This window comes from Crossiella sp. S99.2 (assembly GCF_023094165.1).
Classification (GTDB): Bacteria; Actinomycetota; Actinomycetes; order Mycobacteriales; family Pseudonocardiaceae; genus Crossiella.
Genome location: NZ_JALMDK010000001.1, coordinates 307,012 through 325,927, shown reverse-complemented (window position 1 = coordinate 325,927; position 18,916 = coordinate 307,012). Strand labels below are relative to the sequence as shown.

Annotated in this window: 15 protein-coding genes; 8 read left to right on the top strand and 7 right to left on the bottom strand. The window is 70.7% G+C overall.

Features of this window, described 5'->3' with window-relative positions; translation table 11 throughout:
- Positions 1–35: 35 nt before the first annotated feature.
- Positions 36–1,553 (bottom strand): amidophosphoribosyltransferase, encoded by a 1,518-nt coding sequence (purF, locus tag MZC64_RS01495; RefSeq protein WP_247756190.1) that lies wholly within the window; start codon positions 1,551–1,553, stop codon positions 36–38.
- Positions 1,554–1,720: 167 nt separating this feature from the next.
- Between purF and MZC64_RS01490 the strand changes: the two genes are divergently transcribed.
- Complete coding sequence (locus tag MZC64_RS01490; RefSeq protein ID WP_247755285.1) at positions 1,721–2,320, top strand: VanZ family protein; 600 nt, start codon at positions 1,721–1,723, stop codon at positions 2,318–2,320.
- On the opposite strand, the gene MZC64_RS01485 is transcribed toward MZC64_RS01490, so the two are convergent.
- The 3 genes from MZC64_RS01485 to MZC64_RS01475 form a co-directional block, all read right to left on the bottom strand.
- Positions 2,287–2,781, bottom strand: a complete 495-nt coding sequence (locus MZC64_RS01485; RefSeq protein WP_247755284.1) for a hypothetical protein — start codon at positions 2,779–2,781, stop codon at positions 2,287–2,289. The genes MZC64_RS01490 and MZC64_RS01485 overlap by 34 nt on opposite strands.
- Positions 2,782–2,851: 70 nt before the next feature.
- Positions 2,852–4,132 (bottom strand): MFS transporter, encoded by a 1,281-nt coding sequence (locus tag MZC64_RS01480; protein ID WP_247755283.1) that lies wholly within the window; start codon positions 4,130–4,132, stop codon positions 2,852–2,854.
- Positions 4,133–4,175: 43 nt separating this feature from the next.
- Positions 4,176–4,916: a maleylpyruvate isomerase N-terminal domain-containing protein gene (locus tag MZC64_RS01475; RefSeq protein WP_247755282.1), complete on the bottom strand. Its 741-nt coding sequence runs from the start codon at positions 4,914–4,916 to the stop codon at positions 4,176–4,178.
- Between the two features lie 68 nt (positions 4,917–4,984).
- Here MZC64_RS01475 and MZC64_RS01470 point away from each other — a divergent pair, with 68 nt between their 5' ends.
- Together MZC64_RS01470 and MZC64_RS01465 are read left to right on the top strand one after the other, a co-directional pair.
- Positions 4,985–5,296, top strand: a complete 312-nt coding sequence (locus MZC64_RS01470) for a hypothetical protein (RefSeq protein ID WP_247755281.1) — start codon at positions 4,985–4,987, stop codon at positions 5,294–5,296.
- Positions 5,293–7,146 carry an alpha/beta hydrolase gene (locus MZC64_RS01465; RefSeq protein WP_247755280.1) on the top strand — a complete coding sequence of 618 codons (1,854 nt, stop codon included), beginning with the start codon at positions 5,293–5,295 and terminating at the stop codon, positions 7,144–7,146. Before MZC64_RS01470 ends, MZC64_RS01465 begins: the two co-directional genes overlap by 4 nt.
- 74 nt (positions 7,147–7,220) lie before the next feature.
- Here the strand turns inward: MZC64_RS01465 and MZC64_RS01460 are convergent, their stop codons facing one another.
- Positions 7,221–7,601: a sterol carrier family protein gene (locus tag MZC64_RS01460; RefSeq protein ID WP_247755279.1), complete on the bottom strand. Its 381-nt coding sequence runs from the start codon at positions 7,599–7,601 to the stop codon at positions 7,221–7,223.
- Between the two features lie 109 nt (positions 7,602–7,710).
- On the opposite strand from MZC64_RS01460, the gene MZC64_RS01455 reads away from it, so the two are divergent.
- Genes MZC64_RS01455 through MZC64_RS01445 form a run of 3 tightly spaced genes read left to right on the top strand, consistent with a single transcriptional unit; the run spans position 7,711 to position 10,793 of the window.
- Positions 7,711–9,423 (top strand): IlvD/Edd family dehydratase, encoded by a 1,713-nt coding sequence (locus tag MZC64_RS01455; RefSeq protein WP_247755278.1) that lies wholly within the window; start codon positions 7,711–7,713, stop codon positions 9,421–9,423.
- A gap of 14 nt (positions 9,424–9,437) precedes the next feature.
- Entirely contained in the window at positions 9,438–10,064 is a 627-nt protein-coding gene (locus MZC64_RS01450) for a bifunctional 4-hydroxy-2-oxoglutarate aldolase/2-dehydro-3-deoxy-phosphogluconate aldolase (protein WP_247755277.1), read from the top strand.
- A 27-nt stretch (positions 10,065–10,091) separates the two neighbouring features.
- The gene (locus tag MZC64_RS01445; RefSeq protein WP_247755276.1) at positions 10,092–10,793 is read left to right on the top strand and encodes a FadR/GntR family transcriptional regulator; all 702 of its coding nucleotides are present in this window, start codon (positions 10,092–10,094) and stop codon (positions 10,791–10,793) included.
- Between the two features lie 233 nt (positions 10,794–11,026).
- Here the strand turns inward: MZC64_RS01445 and MZC64_RS01440 are convergent, their stop codons facing one another.
- Entirely contained in the window at positions 11,027–11,518 is a 492-nt protein-coding gene (locus MZC64_RS01440) for a hypothetical protein (RefSeq protein WP_247755275.1), read from the bottom strand.
- A 108-nt stretch (positions 11,519–11,626) separates the two neighbouring features.
- Positions 11,627–13,321 (bottom strand): glycoside hydrolase family 55 protein, encoded by a 1,695-nt coding sequence (locus tag MZC64_RS01435; protein ID WP_247755274.1) that lies wholly within the window; start codon positions 13,319–13,321, stop codon positions 11,627–11,629.
- Between the two features lie 187 nt (positions 13,322–13,508).
- Between MZC64_RS01435 and MZC64_RS01430 the strand changes: the two genes are divergently transcribed.
- Together MZC64_RS01430 and MZC64_RS01425 are read left to right on the top strand one after the other, a co-directional pair.
- Entirely contained in the window at positions 13,509–16,202 is a 2,694-nt protein-coding gene (locus MZC64_RS01430; RefSeq protein WP_247755273.1) for a sugar-binding domain-containing protein, read from the top strand.
- Positions 16,203–16,353: 151 nt separating this feature from the next.
- Positions 16,354–18,903, top strand: a complete 2,550-nt coding sequence (locus tag MZC64_RS01425; RefSeq protein WP_247755272.1) for a sugar-binding domain-containing protein — start codon at positions 16,354–16,356, stop codon at positions 18,901–18,903.
- The last annotated feature ends 13 nt before the right edge of the window (positions 18,904–18,916 follow it).

Here is an 18,916-nt window from a genome sequence, read left to right as displayed (position 1 = left end):
GTCCAGCTCCATCCGAGATCAATTGTCTAGCCAGGTCAGGGACGCCGAACGGCGTCTTCGGCACCGTACCCGCTGGGCAGCACGGGCTCCGCCGGACCGGCCACACCCTTCTCGATGTTCTCCAGCAGGTGCTTGCCGATCTTGAGGTCATCGGGCAGCGCGATCGGGTACTCGCCGTCGAAGCAGGCCGAGCAGAGCCGGGTCTTGGGCTGCTCGGTGGCGGCGATCAGCGCCTCCAGCGAGACGTAGCCGAGCGAGTCGGCGCCGACCGAGCGGCGCACCCCGTCCATGTCCAGGCCGTTGGCGATCAGCTCGGCGCGGGAGGCGAAGTCGATGCCGTAGAAGCAGGGCCAGCGCACCGGCGGTGAGGCGATCCGCACGTGCACCTCGACCGCGCCTGCCTCGCGCAGCATCCGGACCAGGGCGCGCTGGGTGTTGCCGCGCACGATCGAGTCGTCCACCACGACCAGCCGCTTGCCCCGGATGACATCGCGCAGCGGGTTCAGCTTGAGCCGGATGCCCAGCTGGCGGATGGTCTGCGAGGGCTGGATGAAGGTGCGGCCCACGTAGGCGTTCTTGACCAGGCCGGAGCCGTAGGGGATGCCGGATGCCTGGGCGTAGCCGATGGCGGCCGGGGTGCCGGATTCGGGCACCGGGATGACCAGGTCGGCCTCGACCGGGAACTCCGCGGCCAGCCTGCGGCCGATGTCCACCCTGGCGGCGTGCACGCCGCGGCCGGCGATGGAGGTGTCCGGGCGCGCCAGGTAGACGTACTCGAACACGCAGCCCTTGGGCTCGGGGTTGGCGAAGCGGGAGGACCGCAGGCCGTTCTCGTCGATGGCGATCAGCTCGCCGGGTTCGACCTCGCGCACGAAGGAGGCGCCGGTGATGTCGAGTGCGGCGGTCTCGCTGGCGACCACCCAGCCGCGCTCCAGCCGACCGAGCACCAGCGGGTGCACGCCCTGCGGGTCACGCGCGGCGTAGAGGGTGGACTCGTCCGAGAAGACCAGGCAGAACGCGCCCCGCAGGGTGGGCAGCAGGTCCATCGCGGCCTGCTCGAAACCGACGTCCGCGGCGGCCGCGGCGAGCAGCCCGCAGACCAGGTCGGAGTCGGTGGTGGCGCCCGCGGTGGCGACGCCGGCTTCCTTGGCCCTGGTCAGCAACTCGGCGGTGTTCACCAGGTTGCCGTTGTGGCCGAGGGACAGGGCGCTGCCGGTGGCCGTGTTGCGGAAGGTGGGCTGGGCGTTCTCCCAGGTGGTGGAGCCGGTGGTGGAGTACCGGCAGTGGCCGACGGCGACGTGGCCGCGCAGCGAGGACAGGACCTGCTCGTCGAAGACCTGGCTGACCAGCCCCAGATCCTTGAACACCACCACCTGGTGTCCGTCGCCGACGGAGATGCCCGCCGCTTCCTGGCCGCGGTGCTGGAGGGCGTACAAGCCGTAGAAGGTGAGCTTGGCCACCTCCTCGCCGGGGGCCCAGACACCGAAGACACCGCATTCTTCGCGGGGGGTGTCGTCCTGGTCGCGATCGGTCTGGCTGGGGTCGATGACCACCGAGAACTCCCTCGGGACGGGATCAGACACGCCTAAGTGTAAGTGCCCCGGAGTAGTGCTCCTGCCCCTTCTGGCCGGTGACGCGGCTCTCGTTCGGGCCAACTCCGGACCCCCCTCGCGCGTCTGCTGAACGGACGAGAGCCAAAAAAGAGGCGAGGTGGGTGCTCGTGCTGGAGTTGCTGAACGGCCGGTTGGACCGGGATCTGAACCTGGCCGAGCGGATTTTCGCCCGGCCGGAGGTGCTGGCCTACGCGGTCGGCGCGGGGCTGGTGCTCGGCCTGATCGGGCTGCTGCTGGGCCGGTTGTTCGGCTGGCGGGCGCTGTTCACCGGGCTGTCGCTGGGTTCGCTGGGCGGGGTGCTCGCGGTGACGCTGGTGCGGGTGGGCAGGCAGGGCGGCGAGTCCGCCTCGCTGGGCCAGGCGTGGGCGGAGTGCATCCAGAACGAGTTCTCCCTTGCCGGGTCCTGGCAGCGGCTGAACTTCGTGCTGTTGATGCCGTTCGCCTTCTTCGGCGCGATCGCGGTGCGCCGGTTCCTGCCGGTGGCCTTGCTGAGCGTGGCGCTGGCGGTGGGCATCGAGCTGTACCAGGGCATGACCGGGCTGGGCGCCTGCGAGACCCAGGACATGATCAACAATGGCCTTGGCGGGGTGCTGGCGGCGCTGGTCGGCTGGGCGGTGGCGGGTCGGCGGGGTGGCGGCAGGCTCCGGAACGCCACCCCGCCGGGCTCAGCCGGTCAGCACGCGGCCTTGATGTCCACCGCGCGCTGATGTTCGAGCTGCCGGGACCATTTTCCGGCCAGTCCCATCATCTCGATCTTGTAGTAAAGGTCGACCTTATAGGTGCCCTCGGCACACTTGAATGATTTTCCGGTCGCCTCGACCCGGCCGTCCACCGACTCCATGGTGGACATGTCGACATTCGACTTGGCGGCATCGGGCGCAGTCAGGGTGTACCGGGCCTCGGAGGTGCGGCATTTCGACGGCGGCTTGCCCCAGAACCAGCCCCCGTAGTTCCACTTGCAGTCACCCCTGACCACCACCTTCAACTCGCTCTCGGCGGCTGGGGTCAGGCAGATCCGGTGGTCGTACCCGGCGGCCTCGTTGCGGTCGCTGAACTGTTCGCTACAGGACTCCGAAGCGGCCGGCGTGGCCTGGGAAACGCTGCCAAAAAGCAGCAGGGCGAGTGCGGAAACTAGGACGAGGACAACCGGGCGAAGATAACCGATCATGCCCTCAATACTGCATATGCTGCTCTAATCAGGCGATAACCGAAACGGGGGTGCCGAATCGGGTGAGTGGTTACTTACGGACAGTTTCCGGCAGCCCGAGCAGGCACAGCAGGCTGATCAGCCCGGCCGCGGACAGGTAGGTCGCGACCAGCCAGGAGGACCCGCCTGCCGCGGTGACCAGGGTGTTGGCGATCAGCGGGGACAGGCCGCCGCCGAGCACCGCGCCGATCTGGTAGCCGAAGCCGACGCCGGTGTAGCGCAGTTCCGGGCCGAACAGCTCGGAGAAGTAGGCCAGCATCGGGCCAAAGATGGCCGCCGAGCCGCCGAAGGCGAGCACGATGCCGAGCACCGCGAGCGCCGGGTTGCCCGAGTCGACCAGGGCGAAGAGCGGGAAGCCCCACAGCGTGCAGAAGATCGCGCCCGCCATCAGCACCGGCTTGCGGCCGATCCGGTCGGTGAGGCGGCAGAAGTAGACGATCCCGGCGACCTGGGCGATGCTGCCCGCCATCGAGCCGTAGAGCAGCACCGACCGGGAGATGCCGACCGCCTGACTGCCGTAGGAGAGCAGGAAGGTGACCACGATGAACATGAACGCGTTGAAGCCCAGGTTGACCCCGGCGGTGAGCAGCACCAGGCGTTTGTGCTCGCGCAGCACCACGATCAGCGGCGCGCGCTCGGTGCGTTCGGTCTTGGCCAGCCGCTCGAACTCGGGGGTCTCGGCCACGTTGCGCCGGGCGAACAGGCCGACCAGCACCACCGCGATGCCTGCCAGGAATGGGAGCCGCCAGCCCCAGTCGTAGAGATCGGCCTCGGGCAGCAGCAGGACCAGCGCGAACGCGCCGTTGGCCAGGAAGGCGCCCAGTGGCGAGCCGATGGTGACCAGGCTGCCGTAGAGCCCGCGCTTGCCCTCCGGGGCGTGTTCGACGGCCAGCAGGGTGGCGCCCGCGGTCTCGCCGCCGACGGAGAGGCCGTGCACGATCCGCAGTGACAGCAACAACAGTGGCGCGGCGATGCCGATCGCGGCGTAGGTGGGCAGCAGGCCCATCAGCGCGGTGGACACACCCATCAGGGACAGGCTGATCACCAGCATCCGGCGGCGGCCGAGCCGGTCGCCGAAGTGCCCGAAGATGATCGAGCCGATCGGCCGCATCAGGAAGCCGACCGCGAAGGTGGAGAAGGCCAGCAGGGTGGCCGTCCACGGCTCGCTCTGCGGGAAGAACAACCGGCCGAAGACCAGCGCGGAGGCGGTGCCGTAGATCAGGAAGTCGTAGAACTCCAGTGAGCTGCCGACGCCGCAGGCCACCGCCAGCCGGGCGAAGCTGGGCCGGTCACGCTGCGCTGTCTCCGCCATGCCGAGCACTCTGCCGGAGCGTTCGGGGCCGAACAAGACGGATTCAGTGTGCTTGCACTCCGGAGAGCAACACCGGGTCCCCTTCGGCCATCGGCAGCTCGATCCGGCCCCACAACCCGTGGTAGAGCGCGGTGGCGCGACCGGTGGTGGTGGCCCTGGCGGCCGGGATGTCGGCCGGGTCGCGGACCACCTCCGGTGCCTCGCCGGGTTGCAGCCAGACCAGCCAGCGCTCCGGGCCGTCGGTGCAGGAGACCAGCACCGCACCGGTGGCGGCCGGACTGGACGCGGCGGTGTACCGGCTGGCCAGCAGGGTGCCGAGCACCTCGTCGATGCCGTCCACGGCCAGCGCGCGGTCGGTGGGGACCAAGGTGCGCAGGGTGGCCTGGGCGTCCCAGCGGCGCAGGTTCAGCTCGTGCGCGACCCGGCGGTGCCAGAACCAGGCCAGGCTGGGCGCTGCCGGACTGAATGTCCACAGTGGACGATTCGGCGGGCAGGCGGCGAGCAGCCGGAGGCAGTCGTCCAGCTGCTGGTCGAAGAAGTCCAGTGGGTCCTCGACGGTGGCAGGTTCCGGCACCGGCCGGGCCCGGTCGGCGCCGCCGGTGCGCAGCTGGCCGCCGACGATCTGCAGGAACCGCGCGGTGTGCAGCACCAGCTCGCGGAAGCGCCAGCCGGGGCAGGAGGGCACCGGCAGATCCGGGTCGGCGGCCAGCGCGGCCTGCCGGAAGGCGGTCGCCTGCTCGGTGGCCACGGCCAGCCACCAGGGGCTGTCCTGCGGTCCTGCCATCTCGTCTCCAGGGGAACCGGGGTCGGGTGTCTGCCGTCACAGACGTGCCGAGCAGCCCTGGAGGTTCCATGACCGAGCACATCCGTGTCGAACCGGACCGGTTGCGCGCGGCCGCCCGCGAGTTCTTCGCCGGGGCCGACGCGACCGCCGACGGCGCTGCCCTGCTCGACCACCTGCGGCTGGACCCGGCCCTGCTCGGCGAGGTGGACGGCGCGGGCGCGTTCGCCGCCGCGCTGACCCGCTTCGGCGCGGCGCACGGCACCGACCTGCGGCACGGCTCGGCCTGGTTCGCCGACGCGGCGCAGGCGCTGACCAGCAACGCGGACGGGTACGCCGAAGGCGAGACCGAGGCCAGGCGGTTACTGGGCGGCGCCCGGTGAACCCGGAGGCGCTCTACCAGCGGATGACCGGCGGGGATCCGGCCCGGCTGGCCGAGGCGGCGGATCCGCTGACCGGGGCGGTCAGCGCGGTGGACCGGGCGGGCGAATCGGTCCGGCACAGCCGGGCCGCGGCCGGTTCCTGGACCGGGGCGGCGGGTGTGGCCTTCACCGAACGCGGCGACCTGAGCCGCACCGCGGCCGGTGCCGCGGGGTCCAGGCTGCGCTCGGCGGTGGCGATCGTGCACGCGGCCGTCCGCGCCCAGCAGAGCATGCGCACCGGCGCGGACCGGGCCATCGCGATCTGGCGCGGCCGCTCGGCCGGGGCCGATCCGCTGATCGAGCGGGAACTCGCGGCGACCGTGGTCCGGGCCCTGGAAACGGTCCGCGCGCCCTACACCGAGCTGCTGCGTTCCCTGGCCGGTGCGCTGGATCGCCTGGCACCGGGGTTCGGCACGGTGGCCGGGCAGACCCCGGAATGGCAGGCACTACCGGTGCACGGCCTCGCGGTGCCACCGGCAGGCTCGGATCCGCGGCAGGTGGCGGCCTGGTGGGCCGGACTGTCCACTGTGGAGCGTGAGCGGCTGCTGCTCACTCAGTACGACCAGCTCGGCCGGTTGCGTGGACTGCCCGCGCCGGTGCTGGACGCGGCGAACCGGCGGCGGATCACCGAGGACGGCGCGCGATTCCGGGGCGCGCTGGCCGAGGCCGACCGCCGGCTCACCGACCGGGCCCGCGAACTCGGCCTGGACCCCGCAGACACCGAAAACCTGCGCAACGCCAACGATCCCGCACTGTCCCGCCTGCTCGACGAACGCGCCCAGGCGCAACGCCAGGTGCGCAACACCGACCTCGCCGCGGACCGCCTCGCCGAGGCCGAACGCCTGGCGGGCGAACGCGGCATCCCGCGCGAGGAAGTGCTGATCATGGCCTGGGAGCCGGACGGCCCACGCGGTCAGGGCGGACTCGCCGTGGCGTTCGGAAACCCAGACAAGGCAACAGATGTCGCGGTCTGTGTGCCCGGCACCGGCTCTGGTCTCGGCGGTTTCAGCCTGGGCCAGGCGGCGAACCTGCGCGCGGAGATGGACGCGGCCAGCCCCGGCGGCAACGCGACCATCCAGTGGCTGGGTTACGACGCCCCGGACGCGATCACCAACGCCCAGGTCAGCCGCCCGGACCAGGCGATCGAGGGCGCGGCCCGACTGGTCGCGGACGTGGACGGCTACCGGGCCGCGGCCGAGCACCGGCAGCACCTCACCGTGATCGGGCACAGCTACGGCAGCACGGTGGCCGGGTACGCGGGCATGACCGGACTGGCCGCGGACGAGCTGGCCTTCGTCGGCTCCCCGGGCGTCGGCGCGGCCAGCGCGGCGGAATTGCCGGGGCGGGTGTGGGCCGGGATGACCGAGCACGACCCGGTGGTGCGGGCCACCGACGGCAGCTGGTTCACCGCCAACGGCGCCAACCACGGGCCCTACGACGAGCAGTTCGGCGCCCGCGGCTTCGGCGCGAGCGAGGACTCCGGGCTGCGGCACGCGCACTCGGCCTACTTCGACCAGGGCTCGGAATCCCTGCGCAACCTGGGCAACATCGCCACCGGCCAGCCGGAGCGGGTGACCGGGGCCGGACCGGGACTCGGCGGCGAACTGGGGGAGGCCGGCGGAGACCTCTGGGACGGCGGCGGCCGGGTGATCGGCAACGCGCTGGACGGGAACTGGGACGCCGCGCGGAACGCCGCGGCCGACACCGGACGCGAACTGCTCAACGACCTCGGCGACGCAGCGGTCTCCGGGGCCGGCCGCCTGGTGGAATCCAGCCGCGACCTGCTCGGCGGCCTGGGCCGATTGTTCTGATCCCCGCCGACTTGGCCCAACTGGTACGCCCACTTGGGCCAATTTGGCGTACGACTTGGGCCAACTCGGCGGGGTCAGACCTGGAGCAGGGGCAGCCAGGCCGCGATTTCCTCGGCTCGGTTGCCGGAGGCGGTGAGGGCGCCGGTGTCCAGGGCGGTGGCCCAGTCGCGGCGGCCCAGCGCGAGTTCCAGCCAGGTGCGCGGGTCGGTCTCCACCACGTTCGGCGGGGTGCCCCTGGTGTGCCGGGGACCGGCCACGCATTGGACCGCGGCGAACGGCGGCACCCGCAGCTCCACGCTGCGGCCAGGGGCCAGGCCCTCCAGCGTGCGCAGGCTCAGCCGGACCGCGGCGGCCAGGGCGGCGCGGTCGGGCTGATCACCGCCGTCCAGCCAGGGCAGGACCTCGGTCACCGCGGCGCGCAGCTCATGCGGATCCACCGCTCTGCGTAGAGGCACGCCGAAGGCTAACCCGGACCTCCGACGATCGGACTGTTCTCCTGGACACGGCGCGCTCGCTGTCGCAGAGTGAAGGAGTATTAGTAATACTTTTGCCGATGGGAGGCTCATGGCACTCCGCAGTCAGGCCTGGTTCGGCGGCACCGGCAAGAACGGGTTCATCGCGCGGCACAGCCTGCGCGGACTCGGTTACGGCGGGCAGCACTTCGACGGCCGCCCGGTCATCGGCATCGGCAACACCTTCTCCGAACTGACCCCGTGCAACGCGCACCTGCGACTGCTCGCCGAGGCGGTCAAACGCGGCGTGTACCAGGCCGGTGGCTTCCCCCTGGAATTCCCGGCGATGAGCCTGGGCGAACCGCTGATGCGGCCCAGCACCATGCTCTACCGCAACCTGGCCGCGATGGAGATCGAGGAGCTGATCCGGGCCAACCCGGTGGACTCGGTGGTGCTGCTCACCGGCTGCGACAAGACCACCCCCGCCGCGCTGATGGGCGCGGCCAGCGCCGGGGTGCCCGCGATCCTGCTCACCGGCGGCCCGATGCTCAACGGCAACTACCGCGGCCGCGAGGTCGGCTCCGGCACCGACATCTGGCGGATGACCGAGGAACTGCGCGCCGGGACGATCACCGAGGCCGAGTTCACCGAGTTCGAGACCTGCCTGAACCGCTCGGCCGGGCACTGCATGACCATGGGCACCGCCTCCACCATGGCCTGTGTGACCGAGGCCCTGGGCATGCAACTGCCCGGCGCCTCCGGCCTGCCCGCGGTGGACGCCCGGCGCGGCACCCTGGCCGAACAGACCGGGATCAGGGCGGTCGCGCTGGCCACCGACGGCCCGCACCCGGCCGAGGTGATGACCAGGAAGGCCTTCGAGAACGCGATCCTGGTCAACGCGGCCATCGGCGGCTCCACCAACGCGGTGCTGCACCTGCTGGCCATCGCCGGACGCCTCGGCGTGCCACTGGACCTGGAGGACTTCGACCGGCTCGGCGCCCGGCTGCCGCTGCTGGTCGACCTGATGCCCTCGGGCCGGTTCCTGATGGAGCAGTTCGCCTACGCCGGCGGGCTGCCCGCGCTGATCGAGCGGATCAAGGACCAGCTGCACGAGGACGTGCTCACGGTGACCGGGCAGGGCCTGGTCGCCAACTGCGCCGGGTCGGTGGTGCACGACGACGAGGTGATCCGGCCGCTGACCAACCCGGTGCAGCCCGCCGACAGCGGCACCGCGGTGCTGCGCGGCAACCTGGCGCCCGGCGGCGCGGTGGTCAAACAGTCCGCGGCCGAGCCGAGGTTGTTGCGGCACACCGGTCCCGCACTGGTCTTTGACTCGGTCGAGGACTACCACGCGGTGATCGCCGACCCGGAGTTGCCAGTCACCGCGGACACCGTGCTGGTGGTGCGCAATACCGGCCCGGTCGGCTACCCGGGCATGCCCGAGGTCGGCAACCTGCCGCTGCCGCAGAAGCTCCTGGACGCCGGAATCCGGGACCTGGTGCGGATTTCCGACGCCCGGATGAGCGGCACCGCGTTTGGCGCCTGCGTGCTGCACGTCGCGCCGGAAGCCGCCGTCGGCGGGCCATTGGCCCTGGTGCGGAACGGGGACCTGATCACCGTGGACGCGCCCGGCCGACGGCTGCACCTGCACGTGCCGGATGCGGAGCTGGCGGCCCGCCGGGCCGAGTGGCGGCCACCGGCGAACGGACCGGACCGCGGCTGGGTGCGGCTGTACCGGGAACACGTGCAGCAGGCCGATCGCGGGGTGGACCTGGACTTCCTGGTCGGCTCGACCGATTCGGCCCCGCCGCGCGCGGCCTTCTGATGAGGAGTTTGTCGTTGTACCGATGGGAAACACTGGCCGCACTGGCCGGACAGCGGGTGTTCGGCATCGTGCGGGCCGGGGACGCCAAGATCGCGCTGGCCACCGCCGAGGCGATGATCGACGCCGGTCTGCGCACCCTGGAGATCGCGCTGACCACCCCCGGCGGGCTGTCGGTGATCGAGGAACTGGCCGGCCGGCCCGGGATCACCCTGGGCGCGGGCACCGTGCTGGACGAGGCCACCGCCCGGCTGGCCATCCTGGCCGGGGCCAGTTTCCTGGTCTCGCCCAGCCTGCACCCCGAGGTGATCCGCACCGCGCACCGCTACGGCGCGGCCGCGCTGCCCGGCGTGGCCAGCCCGACCGAGATCGTGACCGCCCTGGAACACGGGGCCGACGCGGTGAAGTTGTTCCCCGCCAGGGGTTTTGGCCCGCGCTGGCTGGCCGATGTGCGGGCCGCGCTGCCGCAGGCGCCGATCATGCCCACCGGCGGGGTGGCCCTGGACGAGGTGCCGGAGTGGGTGGCCGCGGGCGCGGTGGCCTGCGGGGTCGGCGCGGCGCTGACCGAGGGCGGCCCGGAGGCGGCGGCGCGACGCGTGCGAAGTCTGGTCGAATCACTCGCCGGCCCGGCTACCGTGAGTTGATCTGCTCATCAGCCCTCTGGAGCGATCATGACCCAGCGCGGTCTGCACGGTCAGCTGCTGGACCAGCTGGGCCAGGCCATCACCTCCGGCGCCATCCCCGGCGGCCGGGTGCTGCGGATCGAGGAACTCGCCACCCAGCACGGGGTCTCCCGCACGGTGGCGCGCGAGGCGGTGCGGGTGCTGGAGGCCATGCGGCTGGTGCACAGCAGGCCCAAGGTGGGCACCACGGTGCGGCCGAGGACCGAGTGGAACCTGTTCGACCCGCAGGTGGTGCGCTGGCGGCTGGGCAGCACGCAGCGCGGCGAGCAACTGCGCCAGCTCAGCCACGTGCGCGCGGCGGTGGAGCCCGCGGCGGGCTCGCTGGCCGCCGTGGCGGCCAGTCCGGAGCAGCGGGCGGAGTTGCTGGCGCTGGCCGCGGAACTGGGCAGGCTGGCCGAACGCGGCGAGGTGGATCAGTTCGTGGAGGTGGATGTGCGCTTCCACCGGCTGGTGCTGACCGCCTCCGGGAACGAGATGTTCGCCCATCTCGGTGACTTCACCGCCGAGCTGCTGCGCGGGCGCAACCGGCTGCACCTGATGCCCGCGGTGCCGGACGCGGTGGCCACCCAGCGGCACGTCGAGGTGGCACGGGCGATCGCGCAGGGGCAGCCGGACCGGGCCGAGGAGTTGTTGCGCCAGATCGTGGCGGGCGCCGCGGCCGAGGTGGCGGCACTGCTGACGCGGAAGTAGCTTCGTGGCCTTGCGATCTTCCCCGTACCCCAAGGCCACGAAGCCATGTGATCCACAAACACCGCCGATGGTGGGCTGGAAGGAGATCCGCAAACCACCCACCGACGAGTCAAACCTAGCGCGCACGCACACTCCGTGCACGGATGGCACGCCGACTGCACTCCATTGGGGAAGGTGATCACTCAGTCGTGCCAGTTGCCGTCACAAATTTGCTGACTGGTTCTCTAGAGTGATCAACGGTTGGGGCGCTCGTAGTCCTGGAACGGCGGGACCATCCGGCCCGGTCCACGCTGGTCGAAGCGGTCGCCGAAGCGGCCGTCATCCCGGTTGGGGCCCTTGCCGACGTACTCCCGGTCGTGGCGGTTGTGCCCACCACCGTGGCCGCCGACGGTGAGGCCGACCACCCCGGCGCCGACCACCGCGCCGAGCACGCCGACCGCCACCAGTTGCACGGCCTTGCGCTTGGCGAAGCCTTTGAAGCGGCTGGGACGGGGCGGCACGGGCGGAGCGGGGGCTTCCGCCGCCTGGGCCGCCGCGGGCTGTTCAGCGGGCTGAGCTGGGGCTTCCGCGGCCTGCTGGGCCTCGGGCGCTGCCGCGGCGGGTGCGGGCTGTTCCGGTTGCGCGGGCGTGGCCGCGACGGGCTGGGTGGGGGCGTCGGGGGCAGGCTGCTGGGCGCCGGGTTCCTCGGGAGAACCGGCCGCCCTCTTCTCGTTCTCCTCGGACATGTGCCGCTCCAAATCTCGGTGTCAGCCACCCGGCTCTGGGTGGCTGACACCGAGGATGCGCGCGCTAGCTGTGTCCTGGCTGTGAGAAACCTGTCGAAAACCAATCGGTCACCGGCGGTGCCGTTTCCGCAGGTCGCGCTGGGCCCGGTGCAGGTTGGGCGGGTTCACCTTCGGCGTCCCGTAGGACTCGAGCTTGGAATTCAGCGCGCCGGAGAAGTCCGGTTTGTCGATCTGGCCGAACTCGGTGACCTCGGAGATGCCGACCGTGGCGCTGAACGGGGCCACGTGGTCGATCTTCACGCAGCCCGCCCTGCCGTTGGTGACGGTGACGTTCCAGTGGGTGAACCGGGCGCCGTAGAGCGGTCCGGCGTTGGCGCTGCCGCCGTGCGCGCCGTCGTTGAGGATGCTGACCTCGGTGCGCACGTTGGCGAAGGGCAGTCCGCGGTGGGTGTCGAAGGTGCCTGCCTGCATCTCGCCCTTGGACCAGACGTTGCCGCAGGACAGGCCCTCCACGTTGATGCCGTGGTGGCCGGAGCCTGAGGTGGGCGGCTCGGTGAACTTGCCGATCCGGAAGTTCTCCACCAGGTTGTCGTGCGCCTGTTCCCGGCAGGCGTAGGAGTGGTGCTGGCCGCGGCCGTCCACGCTGGTCCGGGACAGGGTGACGCCCTTGGCTGCGACCAGCAGGAAGCCGTTGTCGCTGTCCACCACGGCGACGTCGTCGGCCCAGCAGTCCCAGGCGCACTGGAAGGCCAGGCCGTTGTAGCCCTTGTCCTGCAGGTGCTTGGGCCGGACGGTTTTGACCATGCGGATGGTCAGGCCCTCCACGCCCGCGCCGCTGATCGGCGGCGCGAAAGTGGTCAGCCGTGGCTTCCAGGCCAGCCGGGCGTCCACCGGCAACGGCTGTTCCAGGGTCACCTGGTTGCCGCGGACCCTGGTGATCCGCACCGGCCACTGGAACGGGCGGTAGGAGAGCAGCTTGTCCTTGTTCGACCACACGTACTCGGCGGTGCCGGGGCCGTCCCCGCACATGTGCCGGAGCAGCCCGTACTCGGCGTCGTCGTCAATCTGCACCAGCACCCGCTGGCCAGGGTGCAGAGCCCGCCCGTCGGCCACGGTGAGGGTGAATCCGCCACGGGCGGCGGGCGCGGTGACGGTGGTCAGGGTGCGGATGCCCTCGCCCTCGTTGCCCAGCCAGCCCTCCAGGGGCCACTTCTTCGCCTTGATGGCCGCCACCAGCGGCTGATGCCGGTCCCGGTGACTGACCCAGACCAGGCCGCCCGCCCAGCTCCAGGCCGAGTTCTCGCTGCCGTAGCGGCTGCGGTTGATGCCGACGATCTCCTCCAGGGACCGGGTGGCGTACAGCGTGGTCCGCCCGCTGCCCTCGCCGCGCAGCACCACGTTGTCGTACCCGAGCTGGATGATGTTGTCGATCCGGTAGGTGCCCGCCGGCAGCAGCACGGTGCCGCCGCCGCGCCTGCCTACGTCAACGATGGCGGCGTTGATGGCCGCGCTGGCGTCGGCCGAACCGTCCTTGACCGCGCCGTAGCGCAGCACGTTGGCCCGCACCGGCGGGTGCGGCCAGCGTTCACCGGTGCGATACCCGGCGAAGGAGATGTCCGGGATCTGCGGGTGGTTGTGCGGGTTGCGGACGTACTCCTGCCACAGCGCGGCTGTCGGCGCCTTCGCTTCGCCGGTCTCCGCTGCGACCTCGGTCGCGGCCTGCGCCGAACCTGCCCCGCTGGTCAGGGTGTAGGCCGCGGCCGCGACCCCACCGGCGAGGAATGTTCTGCGTTCGATCGTCATCGATCGTCTCCATCTCCCAAACGCGGGCGGCGGTTTGGTTGACGCGGGCAGCTTCACCCGCCGGAGGGCGGCACGGCAAGAGGGGAATTTCGTTCGTAAGGACCCTTGCCAAAGCAGGCGGTGACCAGCGAGAGTTGCCTGGGAAAGCCCCATCCAGCCGCCGCCATGTGGTTGCCGGGAGCGTTCAATGACCAGACGTCGTGCCCCGTGGCTGGCGGCAGCCGTCAGCCTTGCCCTCCTCCTGCCCGCCCTACCAGGCATGGCCGCCCCAGAACCCGCTGCCGCCGGACCGGCCTACCAGCTCGGCGCGACCCCGGCGGCCCCCGCCCGCGCCGCGCAGATCACCACCATCCCGGACTGGCGGTTGCAGTCCTCGGCGGTGGCCACCGGCACCGGGGCGGCGATCTCCGCGCCGGGCTTCAACGACAGCTCCTGGTACGCGGTGCCCAAGCGGTCCACCGTGCTGGCCGGTCTGATCGCCAACAACAAGTACGGCGACGTCAACTACGGCAACAACCTGCAGAAGGCCAACCGCAACGACTTCCTGGTGCCCTGGTGGTACCGGCGGTCCTTCACCGCGGACCCGGCGCCGGGCACGCACACCTTCCTCAAGCTCAACGGCGGGGTGATCTCCCGCGGCGAGGTGTGGCTCAACGGCACCAAGATCGCCGGCACGGACACCGTGATCGGCGCCTACCCGACGTTCGAGTTCGACGTGACCTCGTTGCTGCGCAAGGGGGACAACGCGCTGGCCATCCGGGCGAACTCGGCCGACCAGGACCGCGACCTGATCATCCACTTCATCGACTGGGCGCAGCTGCCGGCCGACCGCAACCAGGGCATCTTCCGCGACGTCCAGCTGGCGGCCAGCGGTGCGGTGTCCCTGCGCGAGCCGCGGGTGGACACCGACCTGCCGCTGCCCAGCCTGAACCACGCCGACGTCACGGTGAAGGTCAACGCGCGCAACAACACCAACGCGCCGGTCACCGCCGAGATCAGCGGCACCGCGGGCAACGTGGGCTTCCGGCAGACGGTCTCGCTGGCGGCCAAGGAGACCAAGACGGTCAGCTTCACCCCGAGCAACACCGTGGGCCTGCGCTTCCTGAACCCGCAGGTGTGGTGGCCGTTCCAGATGGGCGGCCAGCCGATGTACGACGCGGCGCTGTCCGCATCGGTGAACGGCGCGGTCACCGACACCGCGAAGACCAGCTTCGGCGTGCGCGAGGTCAGCTCCCGGCTGAACAAGGGCGGCCGCGAGTTCTCGGTCAACGGCAAGCCGTTCCTGGTCCGCGGTGGCGGCTGGGCCTCGGACCTGTTCCTGCGCACCGACCTGCGCTACCTGCAGGACCAGATGAACCTGGTGCGCGGCATGGGCATGAACACCATCCGGCTGGAGGGCAAGCCGGAGAACGACGAGTTCTATGACATGGCCGACCGGGCCGGGGTCATGCTGATCACCGGCTGGGAGTGCTGCTCGAAGTGGGAGAAGTACAGCTCCTTCACCGCCGAGGACAACCGGGTCGCCGGTGAGTCGGCCGAGGACGAGGCCAAGCGCATCCGCAACCACCCGAGCCTGCTCGCGTTCATGATCGGCAGTGACGCGGCGCCCGGCGCGGGGCTGGAGAAGATCTACCTGGACGCGCTGGGCCGGGCGGAGTGGAAGCTGCCGGTGATCTCCTCGGCCAAGGCGCTCAGCTCGCCGCAGCTGGGCAGCCCCGGCATGAAGATGGACGGTCCGTACTGGTGGGAGCCGCCGAACTACTGGTACAACGAGCAGCTCGGCGGGGCGGCCGGGTTCGCCTCCGAGATCGGGCCCGGCCCGACCATCCCGGAGATGGACGAGCTGAAGAAGTTCCTGCCGCAGGGCGACATCAACAAGCTCACCGACTACAACGCCACCCAGTACCACCTGTCCCGGTCGAGCACGTTCAACAAGCTGACCTTCTGGGGCACCGCGCTGGACGGCCGCTACGGCAAACCGGCGAACCCGGCCGAGGTGGTGAAGAAGGCCCAGCTGGCCAACTACGAGACCAACCGGGCCCAGTTCGAGGCCTTCGGCCGGGACTGGTCGGACACCAACAAACCGGCCACCGGCGTCATCTACTGGATGCTCAACAACGCCTGGCCGACCATGTACTGGCACCTCTACGACTACTACCTGGCCACCGGCGGCTCCTACTTCGGCGCCAAGACCGCGTTGCGGCCGCTGCACGTGCAGTACTCCTACGACGACAAGTCGATCGCGGTGGTCAACACCGGACTGGCCGACGTGCCGGGGCTTTCGGTGCAGGCCACGGTGTTCAACCTGGACGGCACGGTGAAGGCCGATGAGACCCGGCCGGTCAGCGCCAAGGCCAACGGTTCGGTGCGGGCGGGCAACCTGCCGCAGCCGAGCGGGCTGTCCACCACCTACTTCACCCGGCTGCTGCTCAAGGACGGCAGCGGAAAGGTGCTGGACCGCAACGTGTACTGGCTCTCCACCAAGGCCGACACGCTCAACTACGGCGCCTCCACCTGGTACCACACGCCGCAGTCCGGCTATGCCGATCTCAAGGGGCTGAACAACCTGGCCGCGGCCAGCGTGCAGTCCTCGGCGAAGTCCACTGTGGAGGGTGAGCACACGAAGACCACGGTGACGCTGACCAACAACTCCAGCGGCAAGCAGGTCGGCTTCTTCCTGCGTGCCAACATCCGCAAGGGCGCAGGCGGGCCCGAGGTGCTGCCGACGGACTGGAGCGACAACTACGTCACGCTGTGGCCCGGCGAGACGCTGACCCTCACCGGCAGCTATCGCACCGCGGACCTGGGTGGCGCGACGCCGAGTGTGGAGATCAACGGCCACAACGTGGCCAAGCAGGTGCTGTCCGCGTCTATCCGGTAGCCGAACCGGCAGTCGGACAGGTAGGACCTGAGGGCGGCTCTCCCGGGTACAGGGCTCCGGAGAGCCGCCCTCGGCCTGCGCCGGGTTCGTTGGAAATTTACTTCGTTAGGAGTCTTGTCGAAACTGGGCAACCAGCGGCAGAGTGCCGGACATGCGCCTGCCGCCACTGGTTCTCGGGATCGCCCTCGCCCTGTGCGCCTCGCTGACCCCGGCCGTCGCCGACCCGGCGCCCGATCCCGGGCTGACCGTGGCCGGACCAGGCACGACAGTGGTGCCGGACTGGCGGATGCAGACCTCGGCCAAAGCTGGGCTGGACGGCTCGCTGATCTCCAGTCCCCGGCATGGCGACCGCGGCTGGCTGACCGTGCCCGCTCGCTCGACCGTGATGGCCGGGCTGATCGCGAACCGGCGCTATCCGGACCTGAACTACTCCACCAACCTGCGGGACGCGGTGAACCCGGCCGATTTCAGCGTGCCGTGGTGGTACCGGCGGGAGTTCCTGGCCTTACCGCAGCCGGGCAGGCACACGGTGCTGCGGCTCAACGGCGGGGTGATCTCGCGCGGGGAGCTGTGGCTCAACGGGGTGCGGCTCGGGGACACCGCCGGGGCCTACCCGCGGGCGGAGTTCGACCTGACCGGGCTGCTGCGGCCGGGTCGCAACGCGCTGGCGATCAAGGCCATGCCGGCGGACCCGTTCCGCGATTTCACGGTGAGCTTCCTGGACTGGAGCCCGCCGGCGCCGGACAACAACATGGGTATCTGGCGGGATATCAGCCTGGCGACCTCGGGCGCGATCTCGGTGGCCGAGCCCAGGGTGGTGACCGCGCTGGAACCTGACCTCAGCGCCGCCCGGCTGACCGTGAAGGCGGCTGTGCGCAACCATTCCGACCAGCCACAACGCACCACGGTGACCGCCTCGATCGGGGCTGACCGGCTACGGCAGCAGGTCGAGCTGGCACCGGGGGAAAGCAAGATCGTCGCCTTCCCGGAGCTGCGGGTGGACCGGCCGAAGGTGTGGTGGCCCGCGCAGTTCGGCGAGCAGCCGCTGTACCGGCTGACCGTGTCGGCGGGTGAGTCGACGGCGAGCACCGACTTCGGCATCCGGGACGTGCGCTCCGAACTCACCCCGCAGGGCCAGCGGAAGTTCCTGGTCAACTTCCGGCCGTTCCTGGTGCGGGGCGGCGGCTGGGCCTCGGATCTGTTCCTGCGCGCCCAGCCGCGGCGGCTGGCCGAGGAGCTGAAGCACGTGCGCGATCTCGGCGTGAACACGCTGCGGCTGGAGGGCAAGCAGGAGGACCACGAACTGCTCGAACTGGCCGACCGGCTGGGTATCATGCTGCTGCCCGGCTGGGAGTGCTGCACCAAGTGGGAGAAGTACAGCACCTGGACCGAGGAGGACTACCGGATCGCCGGGGCCTCCACCGCGGCCGAGGCGGCCCGGCTGGTCAACCATCCCAGTGTGCTGGGCTTTTTCATCGGCAGTGACAACGCGGCCACCGCCAGGGTCGAGCAGACCTACCTGGACGCCCTGCGCGCGGCCGATTTCACCGCGCCGATCCTGCCCTCGGCCGCGGCCAAGAGCACGCCGCAGCTGGGCAAATCCGGGATGAAGATGGACGGGCCGTACTGGTGGATCCCGCCGAACTACTGGTACCAGGACAAACTCGGCGGCGCGGCCGGGTTCGCCTCCGAGGTCGGGTCCGGGCCGATGATCCCGGAGCTGGCCAGCCTGCGGAAGTTCCTGACCCCGCAGGAAATCGACGACCTCTGGCGGATGCCGACCAAACCGCACTACCACCTGGCAAAAAAGGAAGTGTTCGCCACACTGAGCCTGTTCGCGGACGCGCTGGCCAAGCGGTACGGCCAGCCCAAGGACCTGACGGACTTCCTGCGCAAGGCCCAGCTGGCCAACTACGAGGGCAACCGGGCCCAGTTCGAGGCCTACGGCCGGGACTTCGCCGATCCGGCCAACCCGGCCACCGGCGTCATCTACTGGATGATCAACAACGCCTGGCCGACGCTGTACTGGCACCTGTGGGACCACAACCTGGACGCGGCCGGGTCCTACTTCGGCGCGAAGAAGGCGTTGCGGCCACTGCACGTGCAGTACTCCTACGACGACCGCTCGGTGGTGCTGGCCGGCACCGGCCTGACCGATGTGCCGGGACTCAAGGTCCGGGCCACCGCGACCACCGTGGACGGCCGGGTGCTGGCCGAGCAGACGGTCACCGCCACCGCGCCGGCGAACTCCTCGGCCCGGGTGCTCACCCTGCCGGAGATCACCGGGGTCCAGGGCACCTACCTGGTGCGACTGCTGCTGGAACGGGACGGCGCGGAAATCGACCGGAACGTCTACTGGCTATCCACCAGCGCCGATGTGCTCGACTTCACCAGGTCGACCTGGTGGCACACCCCGGTCACCGGCTCGGCCGATCTCACCGGGTTGCAGGACCTGCCGATGACGTCGGTGAACCACAGCGCGCGGCGGGTGCCGGGCGGGGCCGAGGTGCGGCTGCACAACACCTCCGGCACGGTCGCGCTGGCGATCAAGGCCAGTCTGGACGGGGTCAGCGGGCCGGTTCGGTGGTCGGACAACTACGTGACGTTGTGGCCGGGCGAGTCGATCACCCTGCGCGCGGAGTACGCGGGCGGCGGCGGGCTGCCACCGGTCCGGCTCGGTGGGTTCAATGTGGGCGGATAGCCGTGTCCGGTCG

Bases quoted from the DNA above. Each gene is read 5' to 3' on its own strand.
- MZC64_RS01485 (WP_247755284.1), bottom strand. From the start codon at position 2,781: ATGATCGGTTATCTTCGCCCGGTTGTCCTCGTCCTAGTTTCCGCACTC.
- MZC64_RS01480 (WP_247755283.1), bottom strand. From the start codon at position 4,132: ATGGCGGAGACAGCGCAGCGTGACCGGCCCAGCTTCGCCCGGCTGGCG.
- MZC64_RS01475 (WP_247755282.1), bottom strand. From the start codon at position 4,916: ATGGCAGGACCGCAGGACAGCCCCTGGTGGCTGGCCGTGGCCACCGAG.
- MZC64_RS01470 (WP_247755281.1), top strand. From the start codon at position 4,985: ATGACCGAGCACATCCGTGTCGAACCGGACCGGTTGCGCGCGGCCGCC.
- MZC64_RS01455 (WP_247755278.1), top strand. From the start codon at position 7,711: ATGGCACTCCGCAGTCAGGCCTGGTTCGGCGGCACCGGCAAGAACGGG.
- MZC64_RS01445 (WP_247755276.1), top strand. From the start codon at position 10,092: ATGACCCAGCGCGGTCTGCACGGTCAGCTGCTGGACCAGCTGGGCCAG.
- MZC64_RS01440 (WP_247755275.1), bottom strand. From the start codon at position 11,518: ATGTCCGAGGAGAACGAGAAGAGGGCGGCCGGTTCTCCCGAGGAACCC.
- MZC64_RS01435 (WP_247755274.1), bottom strand. From the start codon at position 13,321: ATGACGATCGAACGCAGAACATTCCTCGCCGGTGGGGTCGCGGCCGCG.
- MZC64_RS01430 (WP_247755273.1), top strand. From the start codon at position 13,509: ATGACCAGACGTCGTGCCCCGTGGCTGGCGGCAGCCGTCAGCCTTGCC.
- MZC64_RS01425 (WP_247755272.1), top strand. From the start codon at position 16,354: ATGCGCCTGCCGCCACTGGTTCTCGGGATCGCCCTCGCCCTGTGCGCC.